A 17,542-nucleotide genomic window follows, 5' to 3' on the forward strand; every position below is an offset into this window, starting at 1 on the left:
GATTATGACAAGGTCTATGTTAGACGAGGGGTTATCTGTTAAAGAACGATTATTTCAAAAAATGCTAGGTGGCGAAGGGAAAGATGATCACCAAATCAGGAAAGTCAATGCAGTTGACTTTCCCCTTTCCTCATCTCAAAAACGATTATGGGTAATGGACCAACTATTAGATGAAAAGCACATGTATAATGTTCCAGTCTATTTAAAGTTAGATGGTGTATTAGATAAGGACTTTTTATTTAAGGCCATCAAGCATGTTGTGACTCGTCATCATATCTTACACTCGCACCTGAAAAGTGATGGAACAAACGAATATTTAGTTGAAAGCAATAATTTCGATCTGGATGTAAAGATAGAAAACTATAATTATACTGCTCCCTACTCTAAGAAGCAGTTTATAGATCATCACATGAATCAAGAAATCACACAGCAATTTAATTTACAAACTGGCCCTTTGATCGCTGTGAAATTATTAGAGTTAGGTAAAGAAGAGCATGTTTTATTCATTACAATGCATCACATAGTCTTCGATGGTTGGTCAGAATCCATCTTATTAGATGAAATCATAAACTATTATAATGCCTCTATAAATGGTGAAGATATAAGGAGCAAGGACTTGCCTATTCAATATAAGGACTTCGCTCATTGGCAAAATAATCGATTAGAAAATGGAGATTTCAACAATCAGTTGCATTATTGGAAAGATAGGTTTAGTGGAGATATCCCTCTATTAGACTTGCCTATGGATTACGAGCGGCCTAATTATCCAACTTATATGGGAAATAGCCTTGGATTTAAACTATCAAAGGAACTCTCCCAAAGCATACGTGCGTTTTGTGACAAAGAGGGTATCACTTCTCATATGTTTTTACTAACAGCTTATAAAATACTTATGTACAGGTGGTCAGGGAATGAGGATATTGTTGTAGGAACTCCCGTTGCAGGAAGGGATAGGGAGGAAGTAGAGACTCTTATCGGATTCTTTGTAAATACACTTGCCATTAGAACGGATTTAAGTAATCATCCTACCTTTTATTCAGCCTTAGAGGCCGTCAAAACGAATTGTTTAGATGCATATGCAAACCAAGATATCCCTTTTGATAAGGTAGTAGAGGAAGTATGTCCAGACCGAAATGCACATGTTTCTCCTTTGTTTCAAACGATGTTTACGTTGCAATCAGCAGGCAGTACAAATTCAGCATTTGTGAACTTGTGTCATGAATCTATACCAGTTAAAAATCAAACAGCTAAAAATGACCTCATGTTATTTATGGTAGAGGAACAAGATCAGCTATTGGGGGAATTTCAATATAACATAGACCTATTCAAAGAAGAGACGATTAAACGGATGGGACAACATCTAAAATCAATTATAACCCATTTAATCAATACGCCTCATAAGAAAATAGGGGATGTATCCATCATCACAGAAGATGAAGTAGCCATCTACCAAAATTTAAATGAAGTTAATTGTGGCATGGATCAAAATAAATCGGTCATTGATTTATTTAAAGAACAAGTACGGATCCGACCTGAACAAATTGCCATTGAATCTAAAGGGACGCAATTGTCGTACGAAACGTTAGATAAAAAGTCCAATAGATTAGCTAAGAGGCTACAGAAAATGGGGGCTAACCAAAATTATCCTATCGCCATTTGTCTGAACAATAAAGTAAATTTTATTACAGCGATGTTAGCTATAGTTAAGGCAGGAGGGTTCTACCTTCCTATTGATACATCTTTCCCGGACGCTAGAATAAAGCATATCTTAAAGGACGGGGAAGCAAAAATCCTTATTACCGATACAGAAACAATAGTAGAGAAAAACCTCGAACATGCTTCCATTCAGCTTATGGAAGATGACACATTAAATGAGGAAGAATGTTATGATCTTCCTAATTTTGTGACACCACATAATAGGATTTATATGATTTATACTTCTGGTTCAACAGGCAATCCAAAAGGTGTAACGATCCTAAATAAAGGTGTCTCAAGGCTTGTGAAACACTCCGATTACGTCAGCTTCACTAATGAAGATATTGTAGCACAATTCTCTAATGCTTCTTTCGATGCGGCAACATTTGAAATTTGGGGTGCTTTACTCAATGGGGCCAAATTGGTCACCGCTTCTAAAGACACAATTTTATCACCTCAGCGTCTAAAAGATTGGATCATTGATAAAAAGGTCACAACGGCGTTTTTGACTACATCTTTATTTAATAAGGTAGCAATTGAAATGCCCGATGCTTTTAAATCGATGAAGTATGTAGTGTTTGGAGGAGAAGCTTGCAATCCAAATGCTATACAAAAGGTCTTACAAGGTGGGGCCCCTACGTTCTTGATAAATGGATATGGACCGACCGAAACCACCACATTTGCTCTAACACACACGGTCAATCGAGAGGACAGTCGAAAATCAATACCTATTGGTACACCAATCAATAATACGCACATCTATATTTTGAATGAGAATTTAAAAAGAATGCCTATTGGATGCATAGGGGAACTTTATATAGGCGGTGAAGGGTTGGCGGAAGGTTACTGGGGAAAAGATCAATTAACTTCAGAAAGGTTTATCCCTAACCCATTTAGCAATGATCCAACAAACAGAATCTACAAGACTGGGGATTTGGTTCGATATAGGCAAGGTCAAGGCGTTGAGTACATTGGAAGAACAGATCATCAAGTTAAAATAAGAGGCTATCGTATTGAGTTAGGAGAAATAGAGGAAGTTGTACTAAGTTACCCAGGTGTAGATGAAGTTGTGGTAGCTGTGAAAGAGACAGAACAGGGAGATAATAGAATCATATGTTATTACAGAGCTGAAAAAGAAATGGTCAAGGATGGATTAAAGAAGTATATGATGGACAGGTTACCCCAGTATATGATTCCTAGTGTATTTATGTATTTGGAGGAGTTCCCATTAAATCTGAATAAAAAGGTGGATCGAAAGGCGCTTCCAGAACCGGGACTTCAAGATTACATGATGGAGAGCTTTGTAGCTCCTAGAACAGCTATGGAAGAAATTGTAGCCTCAGTTTGGAAAGATGTCTTAGGGCATGAAACAATAAGTGTGTATGATCATTTCTTTGAGGTGGGTGGCCATTCCCTATTAGCAACTCAAGTGGTCATGCAATTAAATTCATTATTGGATATGGAAATTAGTATTCGAAGCCTTTTTGATAAACCAAGCTTAGAGCAGTTGGCTTTATTCATTGAGGAGAAATATATGGAAGAGAACTTATCCACAGTATGATCAATACGTATGATTCACAACTTGTAATAATGAATTTACCTAAGTCTCTTAGCCAAGATGAATATGAGGAGCTAAGAACCATATGTTCAGATGACGAAAAGAAATATTTGACTCAAGCGATCCAAAAAAGGCGAATTGAATATATCCTTTCTCGAGTTCTAGTGAAAAGTTTGATTAGTGAAATTACTGGAGGTTCCCCATCAGATGTAACTTTTGAGCAAACCAAATATGGAAAACCTTATGTTGCGAATCAACCTAACCTTTATTTTAACACTTCCCATTCTCATGAATATGTAGCTGTAATAATTACCAACTCTGGACCTGTTGGTGTTGATATTGAATATGGGAAAGAGGATCATCTTGAAGTTATGCCAATGGTCTTTTCAGATGAAGAAATACAACAAGTAAATAAGCAACCTACACAGGTTTTGAAACTCAAAGCGTTTTATATAAATTGGACGAGAAAAGAATCTATTATTAAAGCACAGGGAATGGGCTTCTCATTCCCTGTGAAAGAATTATCTATTAAAGATAGTATGAATATGAACGGAAAGGTGCGAGGGTGGTACTATCAAACTTTCTTTGGACCACCAGGCTATTACGTGTCTTACGCATCCAAGTATGAATTAACCAATATAGATGTACAAACTTGGGACTATACAGACTTATTAATTAATGTAAGAGAGGCTTGAAATGCTATGGAATTTACTGCGGAAAATTGGATTAATAATCAAACTATTAACGATCAAAGTGAAGTTATAGTGTTTTGTTTTCCATGGGCTGGAGCGGGTGCATACTCTTATTACAAAATACTACCAAAAGAGCATCAATCTACAATTTCCTATTATCCTATCCAGTTACCTGGAAGAGAGAATGTATTTGATCACCCGTGTTACGAAGATATTCAGAAGCTATGTAATGATTTCATAAACGTTATCGGTGACTCACTTCATAAGAAGAAATTCGCTATGTTCGGTCACAGTATGGGTGGCGTATTAGCTTATATGATTGTAAAGAAACTAGTAGAGGAAAGAAATATTATACCGGAACATCTGTTTATCTCTGGTTGTGATGCTCCATCTAATTGGGGGAGTCGAAAGAAGGTTGAACCAGAACATTTATTAAGTCAAAGTGGCATGGATGAACCTGTCCTAATGAACGAAGAACTATTGAGCATATATAAAGAGATTCTTCATGCAGATATTAAATTGCTTGAAAGTGTTGAAAACAATCAACAATTCCACCAACTCCCCGTTCCAACTACTCTAATGTATGGAGTCGATGATCAGCTTGTGGATGTAAAAAGCTGCAATTTGTGGGAAGACTACTGTCAAGTCCATTCTATCCATCTATACGATGGAGGACATATGTATGTACTAGATCAAGACAACGATATTTTTAATGACGTACATAACCAACTATTAAAATAAAAGTGGGGGAAGCTATGGAGTTCAATGTACGAAAACTTCAATACGCTAAAGCAAAAATTCAACCGTATATTCGAAGGACAAGATTAAAAAAAAGTCCACTCTTAACGAATCGTGTGGGAAGTAATATTTTCGTAAAAGAAGAGAACCTTCAGAAGACGGGGTCATTTAAGTATAGGGGAGCCACTAATTTTTTATTAAACAGTGATGTGGGAGGTAAAGCAGGAATCATCGCGGGGTCTTCCGGAAATCATGGGATAGCGGTATCAACCATTTCGAAAATTTTAAGTATACCAACGAGTTTGTGTATTCCTCAAGACATTCCTTTAAATAAGCTAAAAAAAATGGAGCTCAACCATCCCAAAATCTATTACTATAATCGTTATGAAGAAAAGCGCGAGTTAATTACAAACAGTATGGCGAAGGAGAATAATCTTGTGGAGGTACCGTCTTCCGATCATTCTTTAATTGTGGAAGGTGCAGGAACCGTGGGATTAGAGATGCTAGAAGATAAAAGTGATTTAGATGCAATCTTCGTTCCAGTAGGGGGAGGAGGTCTAGCAGCTGGCGTGTCAATTTCTGCAGAGTTAAATCTCTTCAAAACGGATGTGATTGGTGTAGAACCTGCGCATGGAAATGATATGAAGCTATCAGTAGAACAAGGCGGGATTGTAGAAATTCCTGCTCCATTTACCATTGCAGACGGTCTTGCACATATGAAACCAAGTAAGTTGCCTTTTACAATTATTAAGGAGAGGCTGACGGATGTAGTGACCGTTACAGAAGAAGAGATAAAGCAGGCATTATGGTTTGCCCACAGAGAGTTAAAATTTATGATTGAACCTTCATCAGCTTTAGTGATTGCTGCAATACTCTATACAGACATTGCAAAAAAGTATAAAAATATTGGGATTGTATTAAGTGGATCAAATTATAATGAGGAAATACTGGATCAAATTTTACTAGAAGACTCCTTACTAAGTAAAAATTAGCAATAAATGAAAAACTAGCTTGTTATGTTTAGTAGAGTGGTATATAATGGAATTGTTGGATATTAGCTATAATTCAGTACTGAATTATACTCAATACTAATTAAATTCTTACTGCTAGTTAAAGGAGGGATTGTGTTGGAAAACATCATTGAAACTAAAGGCCTTTCCAAAACATTCAAAGGGAAAGAAGTCATATCAAATGTCAATATGACGGTACGAAAAGGAGAAATCTATGGTTTTTTAGGACAGAACGGTGCGGGTAAGACAACGATTATGAGGATGCTAACAGGGTTAATGGCCCCATCGAAAGGGTCCGTACACCTCTTTGGGAAAACGTATCGGAAAACAAAGGATGCAAACGAGATAAAAAAGAGAATTGGCACCATTATTGAGTATCCTGTGTTTTATGATCACCTTACTGGTGAAGAGAATTTGCGTTTACACGGGCAATATATGAATGTCGGTCAATTAGAGCAGACCATTCAAGAGGTTCTTAAGCTTGTGAAATTAAACCCTGAGGGAAAGAAGGTTCGTGAATATTCTCTTGGGATGAAGCAACGCCTTGGCATTGCGCGCGCTATTATGACATCACCGGAGTTGTTGATATTAGATGAGCCGATTAACGGCTTAGATCCGATGGCCATCCGCGACTTACGTACGCTCTTATTATACTTGAGTAAAGAACAAGAGATGACGATCTTAGTGTCCAGTCATATCCTAAGTGAAATCGAGCAAATCGTGGATACAATTGGCATAATTAAAGATGGATCTATAATTCAAGAGTCTTCCATTCAAGAACTTCAACAAAATAAAGAAGATTATCTCGTTATAGAAGTGGACGATCTCGACCGTGCCCTATTTGTTCTTAGAGAAAAATTACGCATTCTTACGTGTAAAGCCGTTGATCAGCATACTATCCAACTCCAGAATTCGACAGGATCCCCATCAAAAGTGTTAAAGGAACTGATTTTAGCAGATGTAAACATCCATTCCTTCAATAAGAAAAAGGGTACACTTGAACATTATTTTGTTGATATGATGGAGGGAAAGAAGCATGCTTAAGCTAATCGGATTAGAGTTAAAAAAAGCGAAGTTAGGAAATTACCTATTCGGTATTTTCATTGCCAATTTGGTCATTCTTTTATTCATTACCTTAATTGATTTTGAAACGTATGAGGTAACAATGCAAGTAATGGATACCTTTATCCGGGCAACTTTTACGGTATTTGCGGCGTTCCTGCTCAGCAAGTTAATTATAGAAGAATTCAAAAATAAAACCGTGTCCGTTTTGTTTATGTATCCTATCTCGAGAGCGAAGATGATTGCAGCGAAATTAGTTATTGTCAGTGTTTTTACCTTTATGTCGATAATCTTTTCAAACTTTTTCATCAAAGCCGCTTATACACTTGTAAGCCAATCCTACAACATCACAGATGAGACCCTCACGTTATCCATACTTCAAGATGGACTTCCAGAATTAATCTTAATGGCTATTACAGCTTCTTTAGTTAGCTTAATTCCTTTATATTTTGGACTACGAAAATACTCTGTACCGACTACAATCGTGTCAGCTATTCTTATTGTTATGGTAACAAGCTCCAATAGTGGAGGTGGGAGTTTGAATGATATCATAGCTATTCCCATTTCTTTAGCCGCAATTGGATTGCTTATTATGTATGGCACGATCCGTAAAATTAGTAAATTAGATATTAGTTAAACGTGTGAGGGCTCATATTTATGAGCTCTTTTTTATTATAGCATCTTACTTATGGCCACTATTAGCTTTAATGGTGTTTGGTGTTATTTGGGCATATTGCATCTTCTGTTTTAGTACCACAGAGCTTTTAATTAAAAAACGATTTATGAAATGCGTAAATTTCCTCATTATTTTGAATGGTTCAGGGTTTTCTTGTGCTCACGTTTAATGGGTTCCCTAATAATATAGGATATAACTTTATAAAATGAGGTGTAAGCAAATGCCGGCTATAACAGGTGATGAATACATCAATCGGATTGATGCACTAAAGAGCAATATATGGTATGACGGAGAGAAGATTGTTGGGAAACTTTCAGAGCATAAAGCCTTTGCTGGTGTCATGAAAAGTCAGGCAACATTATACGACATGCAGCATCTAAAAGAGTATATGACTTTTCAATCTGAAAAGACAAGTAAGGATATCGGAACTTCTTACCTCATTCCAAAAACGTTGGAAGACTTAAGAAAGCGAAGGAAAATGGTTCAAGAGTGGGCCTCGTGGAATGGAGGTTTGATGGGGAGGAGCCCAGATTATATGAATACGGTCCTTGCCTCTTTTGCGGCCTCTTTAGATCTTTTGAGTGGAGAGAAGAAGACATACCCTAAAAAGCTAAAGGACTTTTATGAATATGCTTGTGAACATGATTTATCATTCACCCATACATTTATTAGTCCTCAATCGAATCGATCAAAGATGGCGTTTCTCGATGAAGAAGTGACAAACGCGCGAATTGTTGATAAACGTCAAGAAGGGTTAGTCATTCGCGGAGCTAAACTTTTAGCTACTCAAGGTGGTATGACAGATGAGGTTATTGTATATTCCACCCCAGGTACAGCGGAAGAGGAACAATCATACTTATTTTCCATACCCACTAATACTGAAGGATTAACCTTTGTTTGTAGGCGCTCTTTTGCTAATCATGACACGCCTCTTTCCTGCTGCTTTGATGAAATGGATACAGTTGTGTTGTTTGATGACGTTGTTGTCCCATGGGATCGTGTGTTTATTTATGAAAATATACGAGCTGTTACACGTCTCTATAAGGAAGGTAAGTTCGTTCCATTTACGTTGCATCAAATTGTATCAAGGCAAGTGATGAAAGCGGAGTTTGCTATTGGTGTAGCCGAGTCCATTGTAGAGATGATTCATATCGGAGAGTACGAGCATGTCCAGATGAAAATGGCAGAACTTATCCGTGGGTTGGAATCTATGAAGGCTCTTTTAGTAAAAGGGGAAAACGAAGGAGAGATAGATAAAAGCGGGGTGTATATTCCTAATCCAATTCCGCTCTATGTTGCAGTTAATGAATTTCAGTATTTTTATCCTAGATGTATAGAAATTATCCAACAGTTAGGGGCAAGCGGGATGGTCACCCTACCTTCTGAACGAGATTTTTCTTCAGAGTTAGGGGGAGATCTAGACTTTTATTTAAAGGGTTATGAAAAGAGCGGCAAGGAGAAAGTAGCCTTGTTTCGCTTAGCATGGGATCTTTCTATGAGTGGGTTTGGAACGAGGCAAATGCACTATGAACGCTTTTTCTTTGGTGACCCTATTCGCCTTGGCCAGAATATGTACCAGATGTATGCTACTGATTCGGCTAAGGAAAGGGTGGCAAGATTTCTTCATGCAAACATGTGAAGAAGAGATAGTTTTAAAGTCTGTATAGACGCTCAAATCTACACATAATAAGAAAATGGGGATCTTAAATGAGATCCCCATTTTCTTATTATATAGATACGTTAATTTTGTTTAAAGATGGGACGCCGGATTCTATCCCTTCGCCATATACATATCCCTCCATTTTAAGCGTGCCATCATATTGACTACAGTCAAGCCGGGCATGGAAATTGGCGAAACTTAAGTTCTTTTGAGGCGGAATTTCATAAACGTTTAAGGGGGATAACCAATACTCTCCATCACTCTCTACTCGTTTCTCAAGTTCTTGATTTATGAAGTTCCATGTTTGAGTAGGGACTGGGCTATATTCTTGGTCAATCCGATCCTTTGAGCTAATCCTTGCGGCTAAGGAAATCGGGCTATTATCGTTAAATTTTATACAAATATATGGACTTTTTAGAGGTACGTTCCCGACGTTTTTGATGATAAAGCTTCCAAAAATTTGAACGATTTGATTATCTGGATTGGTTGGACATTTAACCGTATAAGAAAAATAAGAAATAATGAATTGGTCTGAAGGTTCGCTTGAGTGGTAGTTTTTCTTCTTAAGAGCTTCAATTTGGTTTTTTGCTTTTATTAAGTCTTCTTTAATTTGTTTTACATTCTCCTCAATTTTCTCGATATTGACGTCCATTCACATTCCTCCCTTACTCCTCATAATATGTATAAACCTAAGCGGCTCATGATATGAAAAAAGAACAGATCGTGTGGGATCTGTTCTTTTTAACCTAATTATTCTGGAGTGCCGTTCATATCTGGACCTGGGAAGATCATTGGGCATTGTTGAGGCATAATTGGCTCACAAGTTTCTTCTGGTAGAATGATGTCACGCGGACGGCATAGGCGAGCTAATACTTCAAGTGTCACTTCATCAGTAGATTGAACAGACTGACAAAGGTTGTAGCGTAAGTCAAAAGTAAGTCCTAAGCCTGTGCCGTCATCAGCAAAGTTAAAAGGCATAAATGTTGAGGAAGGAAGAACATCACATTCCACAGTTGTGCCTACAGGTGCGCACATTAATAGAGTTTCTGGTGCGATGGTTCCGGCTCCTATTGTGGCCGTTCCAGTAACAGGTAATTGTACAAGGCCTGCTACGTTCACAACGTCGAAGCTAATTGTAAGGCCAATAGCTCCTTCTTCTATTGTTACCCATTGAAGTGTAACAACCTCCCCGTTATCCAATTCAACTTCTTGGTTAGGGCGTGTAGAAGACATTTCATTACAACTAGTTGTGTCGATCGAAACAGAAACGTTAGCAATAGAGTTGCCAGGTACAGCTAAAAGTGCAAGTAAGTCTGCAATGTCTATTCCTACTCCTAGTGTGAAGGCAAGACCATTTGCAGTCCCTCCTGAATTAAGAATGACATAGTCAAATACTTTTTCCACGTTAATGCATTCGCGTTGGTACTCTTCAAGATTTACGTTGGCCATCTTGATAACTCCTTTCAATCAATTTGTATTGTACGCTACATCCTATGTAAAGATAAGTTAGGTGGTATGAGGAAAGTGTCCAAATTAAAGGAATAAATGGAAAATGGTTACATGTCCTTGTTTGAGGAAGTAACCTTTTTCTTGTTTCATCACACAAATAAAAAGGAGGAATATATATGGAAGAAAGAATGTGAATGAAGAAAAGGTGATAAACATGGAACGTAGTGTAACGGATGCGGATAAGGGGAGTGTGTCTGTTGTTATTGATCAATTGATTCAAGATTTTGACTCTTTTTTTAATGAAGTGGAAAGAGAGAGTGACTCCCTTGATATGTTAATAAGAATTTCAAATAGAAGGAAAGAGCTCACCGAGATGCTAGACCGCGTATCACAAGAGAAGCTTTACACTTCAAAGAGAATTCGTGACCTAGAAGACGCTTTAAACGCTCTTCATATTGAGTTAGACGACACAAAGGGATCAGAACCTCCTAATGTAAATGGTGAAGTAATAAATGAAATGAAGCGTATAAGTGCACAGATGGATAATACACAAAAGCAAATGGAAGGTGTTCAAGTCGCTCAAGATAAATTACATGCTAAGCTGAAGCGAGTAACCCAGAATCTCGAGAAGGAAGATGTGGATGTAAAAGAAGTCTTACAAGGGATTCGAGCGCAATTACGCAATCAGCCTAAACAAGTAGAGTATACTGATATACTGGATCAGTTAAATCAGCGTTTGGATCAAATCGAAGAGACCACAGCTTCTCAAACATCGAAAGGGGATGAAACGCAATCCATTTTGAAAGAGTTGCTCAATCAAAACCGCCAATCAAAACAGTGGTTGGAAAAGCAGAATAAAGAATTATTCAAAACGCTTCAAAGTGGTGAGAAGCAAAAAGAAAGTCTGAGCGAGTCGATCCAAAATGGAATAGAAGAAGTGAGAAGGCTTGATTTTGTGAAAGAAAAGGATCTTGAGGGTCTGCTGAATGAGCAGCATTTAGAAAGTGTAAGGGAGAACATTGAACAGATAAAGGAAAACCACACTCATTCCTTTGAACAGCTTCATAATCTCATAGATAAGTATAGTAAAGAACAATCTACAGTAATGAACGACGTCTCAAAACGGGTGGAGGAGCTTGCCAGCCAAAAAGACCCTTCCCCCCGGTCTCATGAGATAGACTTGGATGGATTAATGCCGGTTATAGAAGAGATGGTGGAACAGTTGTTAGCTGAGAGAGATCGTGAAGTGTTAGAAAAGATTACTAAAGTCCAAACTGAGCTTAGTACACTTCAATTTCTAACTAAAGAAGATTTAAACACCATTAACCCTCCGTATGTGAAAGATTTAAAAGAAGACATCAATGACTTGAAAGACACCCACGTCAAAAGTGTAGGGAAGAATGAGTTCGTAGTTGGTAAGGTGGATCATATCGCCGCATTAGTGGAAGCTTTGCATTCAAAGGTAAATGAAATCAAAACGGATGGAACCAGCATAGATAATCTCAAGAAATTAATTCAAGATGTTAATCAATTAGAAGAAAAGATTGTAAATATGGTTTCAGGTATTAAAAAGGAAGCAAAACCGGAAGCTCCTGCTTTAGCAGGGGAGGGAGGGGAGGACCATACTGAATCTGACATTGAATCGTCTCAAGCAATTGATCCCCTCAAATCTTCAACGGCATTCGGTTCTGCAAATAGCTGGTTTTATGATTCAGTAAAAAATGCGCAGAATACACAGATGACCCATAATCCTTATAGTAATTTTAAGACAAATCATCCTACTATAAAGAAATCATCTCACTATTCGACAGGGAATCAGAGCAGGAAGCCTTACCCGAACAAACCGGCTAATATGTATCAACAAAATATATATAAACATTCGCCACCAAGGCAACTTCCTAATACAAATGTAAAACATGAAACAACTAAAAAGCCAATACCACCAAATGAACCTACTCAAGCCGCCCCACCTTCACTACAAAATTCAGAGCATGAGCTAACACCAACTCAAACAGAACCAGTAGACACTCAACAAGAATCAAACAGCAATAATGCGGGAAACAATGGTAATGGGTCTTCTTTCTTCCAGAATGTAAAGAAGTTTTTCACAGAATAAAAGATAAGATTGGTCAAAAAGAAGCAATGCCAGATCGTAAAATAGAAGATGAAAACGACCTGATAAATACTCAGGTCGTTTTAGTCTGTATCTCTGTATAGATTATAATGAATAGTCATGCAACCAATTCGTAACGTCTTCTGAGGGCAAAGGTTTAGAAATGAGAAACCCCTGTACCTGATCACAGTCCATTTTCCTAAGCGTTTTCAATTGTTCCATATCCTCCACGCCCTCCGCCACAACGGTTAGATCGAGGTTTTTTGCAAGGTTGATCATTGTTTGGGCAATTGCGGCATCTTTTTGATTCGAGCTTATGTTCTCTACGAATCTGCGATCAATCTTTAGCGATTGAATAGGAAAGTGCTGCAAGTAGCGGAGCGAGGAGTAGCCAGATCCAAAGTCATCAATAGCGATGGAGCACCCAATCGTTCGAATAGCCTCCATTTGCGTCATTATGCGATCTTGATTTTCCATAGCAAGGCTCTCCGTAATTTCAATGATAAGCGACTCAGGGGAAATGCCTGCTTGTTGAATGGCCCTGTTGATGATCTCAGGAAGATCCCCCTGCTGAAACTGTCTAGGAGAGATATTTACAGAGACGGTGAGGTTCTCATGGCCCATCTCGTTCCATTCTTTAAGTTGACGTACTGCCTCTTCAATGACCCATTCCCCGATCGGAACGATGTGACCTGTTATCTCGGCAAGCGGAATGAAGTCGGCTGGTGAAACGAGCCCGTGTTCGTCATGGTGCCAGCGGATCAGGGCCTCCACACCGATCACCTTCTTGGTGCAAAGGTCGATTTGAGGCTGATAGTAGAGCTGGAATTGACCTTTCTCTAAACCTTGCATGAGGTTCATTTCAAAGATCAAGCGCTCCTTCGAGTGGTGTTCCATAGAATCCTTGTAAACCTTTAACACATTGCGACCGGACTGCTTAGCTTCAAAAGTTGCGCGATGGGCGTTTTGAATGAGTGCTCCCGAGTAGTCTCCGTGATCGGGATAAAAAGCAACTCCCATGCTACAAGTTAGGAATAGGGACTGTTCATTTACCTTGAAGGCTTTAGTAAAGGCTTCTTTAAGCGTTTGAATGCGGCGATACAGTGAATGCTGGTCTGTTGAAATGCGGGTAAGGATGAGAAAACTATCTCCATTTAAGCGACCTAGATGTTCCCCTTTATCAAGTAAACTTCTTAGCCGTTTTGTGATGGTGAGGATGAGCTGATCTCCGACTTTATACCCTAATGCTTCGTTTACCTTCCAGAACTGATCTAAATCAATATAGATCGTTGCGAATTTCTCGGTTTGCTCATCTACTTGGGTGATTTTGTTTTCTATATTGTCTTCTATTTGGTTTCGATTAGGTAACTGAGTCAGTGGGTCGGTGTAGGCAAGTTTCCGTATGTCATCTTCTGCTTTTTTGCGTTCAATATGTTCTAATACAAAGGCGGTAAGGTCAGCAATTGAGCTAACAAACGCTTCTTCTTCAAAGCTCCATCTTCTCGGCTTCGTATCCTCCACAGAAAGGACTCCAATTGAGTTTCCGTTGCACAGAATCGGTGCATCTAAAGTCGCATGGATGTTGTTTTCATGAAAGTAATGTTCTTGTAATTCATTAACCCGACTATCAAGGTTTGTATTATCTATTGAAACAGTCCGCTCTTTCTCAATGGTTTTAAAATAGGAGTGATATTCATCCTTTTGTAGAGGTTTGGCTTTTGTATGGGATCTAGTAATGGTTGAGTATAAGGTGATATTTTCTAAAATAGAAGCTTGATTGGCTTTGTCCTTGAGCCAGATGCTTGTCCGACTCGCTCCAAGTGTATGAGCTGTAGATTCGCATAGCATTTGCATGGCAGGCACTAAGTCTACAGAGTTTAGCCGTTCGTCTTTAGCAAGTCGCATAAATTCGGCTTGTTGCCGTCGGATTTGGTCTGTCCTATAGGTCACTCCTTCTTCATGCACGCTAGAAACGGGTTCCTTCTGAGCTAACATGACTCCAATTAATGTAATAAGAGATGTAACATAACGATCATGCTTAAATGGTTTGTTAGAGAATATAACAAGTGCGCCTGTTATATGAAGCTCCTCATAGTGTAATGGGACAACAATATGATGCGTAGTAGGCATGGTCCTGAATGGATTTAAGACACCTGATGGGAGTGGGGTGGTATTAATATATTGATTAGAGGTATTTACTTCGTTCAACCATTGAGGAGATAACAATGGGAGGGGGTATAAGTCTGTATTTAATATTGCTTTATACTCTGGGGATAGGCTACCATCACGGGTTGTATATACTACAGCGCCATCACTTTGAAAGAAGTGATTCATTTGTTCAAGAGCATAATAAATCGCTTCAGAAACACTGCGTTTATCCATTTCACGGTAGATAAGTTGAAGTACTTCAAATAGTTCAGGTTCAGATTGTAGCATAATCACTAAGCTCCTCCTTCATGCTTTAAAGATAAAGGTATTATACCAAAAAGAAAGTACAATAGGGAGCGATAACTATCGCGTTTCTCTAGTAAAGGAAAACAGTGTGCCAGTCACCCTTTAATTCGGACAAGGCCGCCAGGTGTCGTGACGCCGCTGCTGGGTGTCGGAACGCCGTCGTGGGGTGTCGGGACACGCCTGAAAAGCGTCGGAACGCCGCCGTGGGGTGTCGGGACACGCCTGAAAAGCGTCGGAACGCCATCGCCGGGAGTCGGGACGAAGCCGAAAAGCGTCGGAACGCCGCCGCCAAGTGTCGGGACAAGGCCGCCAAGCGTCGGAACGCCATCGCAACCGTCTTAACAGGGCCTTAAAATAAAAAAACGGCTACTGGTTAGGTAGCCGTACAGGGTAATTGTTCCATTTATTATGTGCACGAAAAGGGGAGGAATCGGTGCATGTGATTGCGATAGAGTTCGCTTAAATGGAACAATCTGTTATACACAGTTATATCCACAAATGAAGTGTTATATACATGTGTTTTCCAATAGTTATTCACACAATCCACAAAATTCTGAAAAGTTATACACATTTTATTATACACAAATGGGGGTGCGGATATGAAAGGTTTTTCCAAACTTGTTAACAGTGTGCACAACTATGTGGATAACTTTTCTCAACAGAATTAATTTTCAAAAAAATTAACTCTTCTTTGCATGATCAAGAGCTGTGTTTGCTCGTTTAAATTCTTTGCGGTACATCACTTCTTGGGCCTTGCTTAATTTACTACGACGTTCTTTGGCTTGTTGGGCTTTTGATTTCATTAGAAATGCCTCCTTTTTAGCTATAGGATAGGCGGAAAAGAGGAAAATTATACAAAAAGAGCTACTCGTCTTATTAGATGCGAGTAGCTCTTTAAGCTTTGCTTTCATGCTTCTTGCGCTTGTTCTTCGCCTTCGTCTGTTCGGTAGTAATGAAAAACAAATTGGTCTTTAGATATAGCAAAGAGGTCAAATACCTCATTTTCATGATTAATCCAATCGTAAACTTCTGGATAACTTTTGTTTGCCATGGAGCAGTATGGGAGTTTAAAAGCAGCTTTTTGAGATCTTAGATTGCTCTTGCGAATTTTCATAAAAATGGTCTGCACATCTAATTCAAAAAACAATTCTTCAAAGAAAGCTTCTTTAGCTAAACGGTTATATCCTTTTCCGTGGAACGGTTTACCTAGCCATGTTGCCAAAAAACCTGTGTTGTTGTTCATATCAAACAGATTAATCGTACCAATGGGTTGATTCCATTCGTCGATAATGGTTCTAGAAATCAATTCGCCTCGTTCTTCAGCTTCGAGGGTTTGTTTAGTAAGAAAGTAGTATTCATCTGAGGAATAAGCTTTGTGGCGGACATAAGGGAAAACTTCAGGGTCAGACATCAAATCGAAAAGATGCGGGGACTCGTGCAGATCGCGTTTTTTCAACATAAAAAATACCCTCCTGGTCATGAGGGCAGAAATGTACCGCTTGGGAATCCATACACTGGTTTCCTGGTCTCGAACCACCCTCGAATTTTTATCAAATGCTCACAAAAATCCGGGGTGGGAATCGAACCCACTAGGACCAGTCGTAACTGGTGGCTCACCATTTGCCTTCCCTGCGAAATTGTCTATTAATAATTTATGATTTCGCATCATATCTCTATCCTTATAGTACTCGATCCAAGCTTAAAAGGGAATCATTATTTTGCACATTTTTCAAAAAATATATGGAAATAAAACCAGTCCTTCTAGAAAAGAAGGACTGGTTGGGTTGAGTTATTTATTGCTTTAGTGAGGTGTAGACAACAAGGCGTTCTTCGTGATCTTGTATGGAGTGATCAAATGTGCCTGTACAGGTTAGGAGATTGAGATTTCTCTGATTGGATGGCCCGAAAATCTTACGAAGCGGAGCCTCATCTTTTGGATAGGCGCTAACTTTATTAACTTCAAAAGTGAGCTCTTCACCATCTTGGCCCGTTACATAAATCAAATCTCCTTGCTCTAATTCTTTGAGATCAAAGAAAACAGCTGGACCATTTCGATCGTCAACATGGCCGGCGAGAATCGCGTTACCGCTGTTCCCAGGCATGGTCCCCGGTTCGAACCAACCAACATCTTCTCCGTTATCAGGAACCTCCATCTCTCGCTCCTCGTTCAACCCTTTCTGAACGATCGGGGCATCAACATTGATGGCAGGAACTCGGATACGAATAGGAGTGATTCCTTGTTGATCAGGTTGTTGAAGCATAGTTGGTTTCTGGCTGTCAGAAGCGTCTCTTGTTGCATTGACACTCGTAGTGGATAAGGGCTGGATCGTTGCTTGTTCTAGTTTTGGTGGTTGAGTGTCGTTTGCTGTGTCAAACATCTCCGTGTTACATGCTGTTAACAAGAGGAGAGTGAACAGAATAGATAAGCGTTTCAT

At 39.0% G+C, this 17,542-nt stretch carries 14 protein-coding genes; 8 read left to right on the forward strand and 6 right to left on the reverse strand.

Annotated elements, in window-relative coordinates; all coding sequences use genetic code 11:
* Nucleotides 1-4 precede the first annotated feature (4 nt).
* The 7 genes from ACYX4O_RS03030 (at nt 5) to ACYX4O_RS03060 (ending at nt 9,070) form a co-directional block, all read left to right on the forward strand.
* Nucleotides 5-3,256, forward strand: coding sequence for a non-ribosomal peptide synthetase (locus ACYX4O_RS03030; protein WP_476354484.1), 3,252 nt, complete (start codon nt 5-7; stop codon nt 3,254-3,256).
* A gap of 29 nt (nt 3,257-3,285) precedes the next feature.
* Nucleotides 3,286-3,948: a 4'-phosphopantetheinyl transferase family protein gene (locus ACYX4O_RS03035; RefSeq protein ID WP_476354486.1), complete on the forward strand. Its 663-nt coding sequence runs from the start codon at nt 3,286-3,288 to the stop codon at nt 3,946-3,948.
* A 6-nt stretch (nt 3,949-3,954) separates the two neighbouring features.
* Entirely contained in the window at nt 3,955-4,686 is a 732-nt protein-coding gene (locus tag ACYX4O_RS03040; protein WP_476354488.1) for a thioesterase II family protein, read from the forward strand.
* Nucleotides 4,687-4,700: 14 nt separating this feature from the next.
* A complete protein-coding gene (locus ACYX4O_RS03045; protein WP_476354490.1) occupies nt 4,701-5,675 on the forward strand; it encodes a pyridoxal-phosphate dependent enzyme in 975 nt (324 codons plus the stop codon).
* Nucleotides 5,676-5,810: 135 nt separating this feature from the next.
* The gene (locus tag ACYX4O_RS03050) at nt 5,811-6,737 is read left to right on the forward strand and encodes an ABC transporter ATP-binding protein (protein WP_476354492.1); all 927 of its coding nucleotides are present in this window, start codon (nt 5,811-5,813) and stop codon (nt 6,735-6,737) included.
* Nucleotides 6,730-7,392 (forward strand): ABC transporter permease, encoded by a 663-nt coding sequence (locus ACYX4O_RS03055; protein WP_476354494.1) that lies wholly within the window; start codon nt 6,730-6,732, stop codon nt 7,390-7,392. Before ACYX4O_RS03050 ends, ACYX4O_RS03055 begins: the two co-directional genes overlap by 8 nt.
* Before the next feature lie 259 nt (nt 7,393-7,651).
* The gene (locus tag ACYX4O_RS03060) at nt 7,652-9,070 is read left to right on the forward strand and encodes a 4-hydroxyphenylacetate 3-hydroxylase family protein (protein ID WP_476354496.1); all 1,419 of its coding nucleotides are present in this window, start codon (nt 7,652-7,654) and stop codon (nt 9,068-9,070) included.
* 88 nt (nt 9,071-9,158) lie between these two features.
* On the opposite strand, the gene ACYX4O_RS03065 is transcribed toward ACYX4O_RS03060, so the two are convergent.
* Both ACYX4O_RS03065 and ACYX4O_RS03070 read right to left on the reverse strand, forming a co-directional pair.
* The gene (locus tag ACYX4O_RS03065) at nt 9,159-9,743 is read right to left on the reverse strand and encodes a hypothetical protein (RefSeq protein WP_476354498.1); all 585 of its coding nucleotides are present in this window, start codon (nt 9,741-9,743) and stop codon (nt 9,159-9,161) included.
* Between the two features lie 98 nt (nt 9,744-9,841).
* Nucleotides 9,842-10,540, reverse strand: coding sequence for a BMQ_0737 family morphogenetic spore coat protein (locus ACYX4O_RS03070; protein WP_476354500.1), 699 nt, complete (start codon nt 10,538-10,540; stop codon nt 9,842-9,844).
* Nucleotides 10,541-10,730: 190 nt separating this feature from the next.
* Between ACYX4O_RS03070 and ACYX4O_RS03075 the strand changes: the two genes are divergently transcribed.
* Nucleotides 10,731-12,656, forward strand: coding sequence for a hypothetical protein (locus tag ACYX4O_RS03075; protein ID WP_476354502.1), 1,926 nt, complete (start codon nt 10,731-10,733; stop codon nt 12,654-12,656).
* 102 nt (nt 12,657-12,758) lie between these two features.
* Here ACYX4O_RS03075 and ACYX4O_RS03080 read toward each other — a convergent pair whose 3' ends face one another.
* The 4 genes from ACYX4O_RS03080 to ACYX4O_RS03095 all read right to left on the reverse strand — a co-directional run bounded on the left by ACYX4O_RS03080 (nt 12,759) and on the right by ACYX4O_RS03095 (nt 17,542).
* Nucleotides 12,759-15,089, reverse strand: a complete 2,331-nt coding sequence (locus ACYX4O_RS03080; protein ID WP_476356995.1) for a sensor domain-containing phosphodiesterase — start codon at nt 15,087-15,089, stop codon at nt 12,759-12,761.
* Nucleotides 15,090-15,787: 698 nt separating this feature from the next.
* On the reverse strand, nt 15,788-15,910 hold the full coding sequence (locus ACYX4O_RS03085) for a YfhE family protein (protein WP_156969235.1): 123 nt from the start codon (nt 15,908-15,910) through the stop codon (nt 15,788-15,790).
* Nucleotides 15,911-16,014: 104 nt separating this feature from the next.
* Nucleotides 16,015-16,566, reverse strand: coding sequence for a GNAT family N-acetyltransferase (locus ACYX4O_RS03090; protein WP_476354504.1), 552 nt, complete (start codon nt 16,564-16,566; stop codon nt 16,015-16,017).
* Between the two features lie 334 nt (nt 16,567-16,900).
* Nucleotides 16,901-17,542, reverse strand: a complete 642-nt coding sequence (locus tag ACYX4O_RS03095) for a class F sortase (protein WP_476354506.1) — start codon at nt 17,540-17,542, stop codon at nt 16,901-16,903.

Source organism: Pontibacillus sp. ABV4_188 (assembly GCF_056311905.1).

Coding starts and splice junctions, on each gene's coding strand:
- ACYX4O_RS03030 (WP_476354484.1), top strand. CDS start 5: ATGACAAGGTCTATGTTAGACGAGGGGTTATCTGTTAAAGAACGATTA.
- ACYX4O_RS03035 (WP_476354486.1), top strand. CDS start 3,286: ATGAATTTACCTAAGTCTCTTAGCCAAGATGAATATGAGGAGCTAAGA.
- ACYX4O_RS03040 (WP_476354488.1), top strand. CDS start 3,955: ATGGAATTTACTGCGGAAAATTGGATTAATAATCAAACTATTAACGAT.
- ACYX4O_RS03045 (WP_476354490.1), top strand. CDS start 4,701: ATGGAGTTCAATGTACGAAAACTTCAATACGCTAAAGCAAAAATTCAA.
- ACYX4O_RS03055 (WP_476354494.1), top strand. CDS start 6,730: ATGCTTAAGCTAATCGGATTAGAGTTAAAAAAAGCGAAGTTAGGAAAT.
- ACYX4O_RS03060 (WP_476354496.1), top strand. CDS start 7,652: ATGCCGGCTATAACAGGTGATGAATACATCAATCGGATTGATGCACTA.
- ACYX4O_RS03065 (WP_476354498.1), bottom strand. CDS start 9,743: ATGGACGTCAATATCGAGAAAATTGAGGAGAATGTAAAACAAATTAAA.
- ACYX4O_RS03070 (WP_476354500.1), bottom strand. CDS start 10,540: ATGGCCAACGTAAATCTTGAAGAGTACCAACGCGAATGCATTAACGTG.
- ACYX4O_RS03080 (WP_476356995.1), bottom strand. CDS start 15,089: ATGCTACAATCTGAACCTGAACTATTTGAAGTACTTCAACTTATCTAC.
- ACYX4O_RS03085 (WP_156969235.1), bottom strand. CDS start 15,910: ATGAAATCAAAAGCCCAACAAGCCAAAGAACGTCGTAGTAAATTAAGC.
- ACYX4O_RS03090 (WP_476354504.1), bottom strand. CDS start 16,566: ATGTTGAAAAAACGCGATCTGCACGAGTCCCCGCATCTTTTCGATTTG.
- ACYX4O_RS03095 (WP_476354506.1), bottom strand. CDS start 17,542: ATGAAACGCTTATCTATTCTGTTCACTCTCCTCTTGTTAACAGCATGT.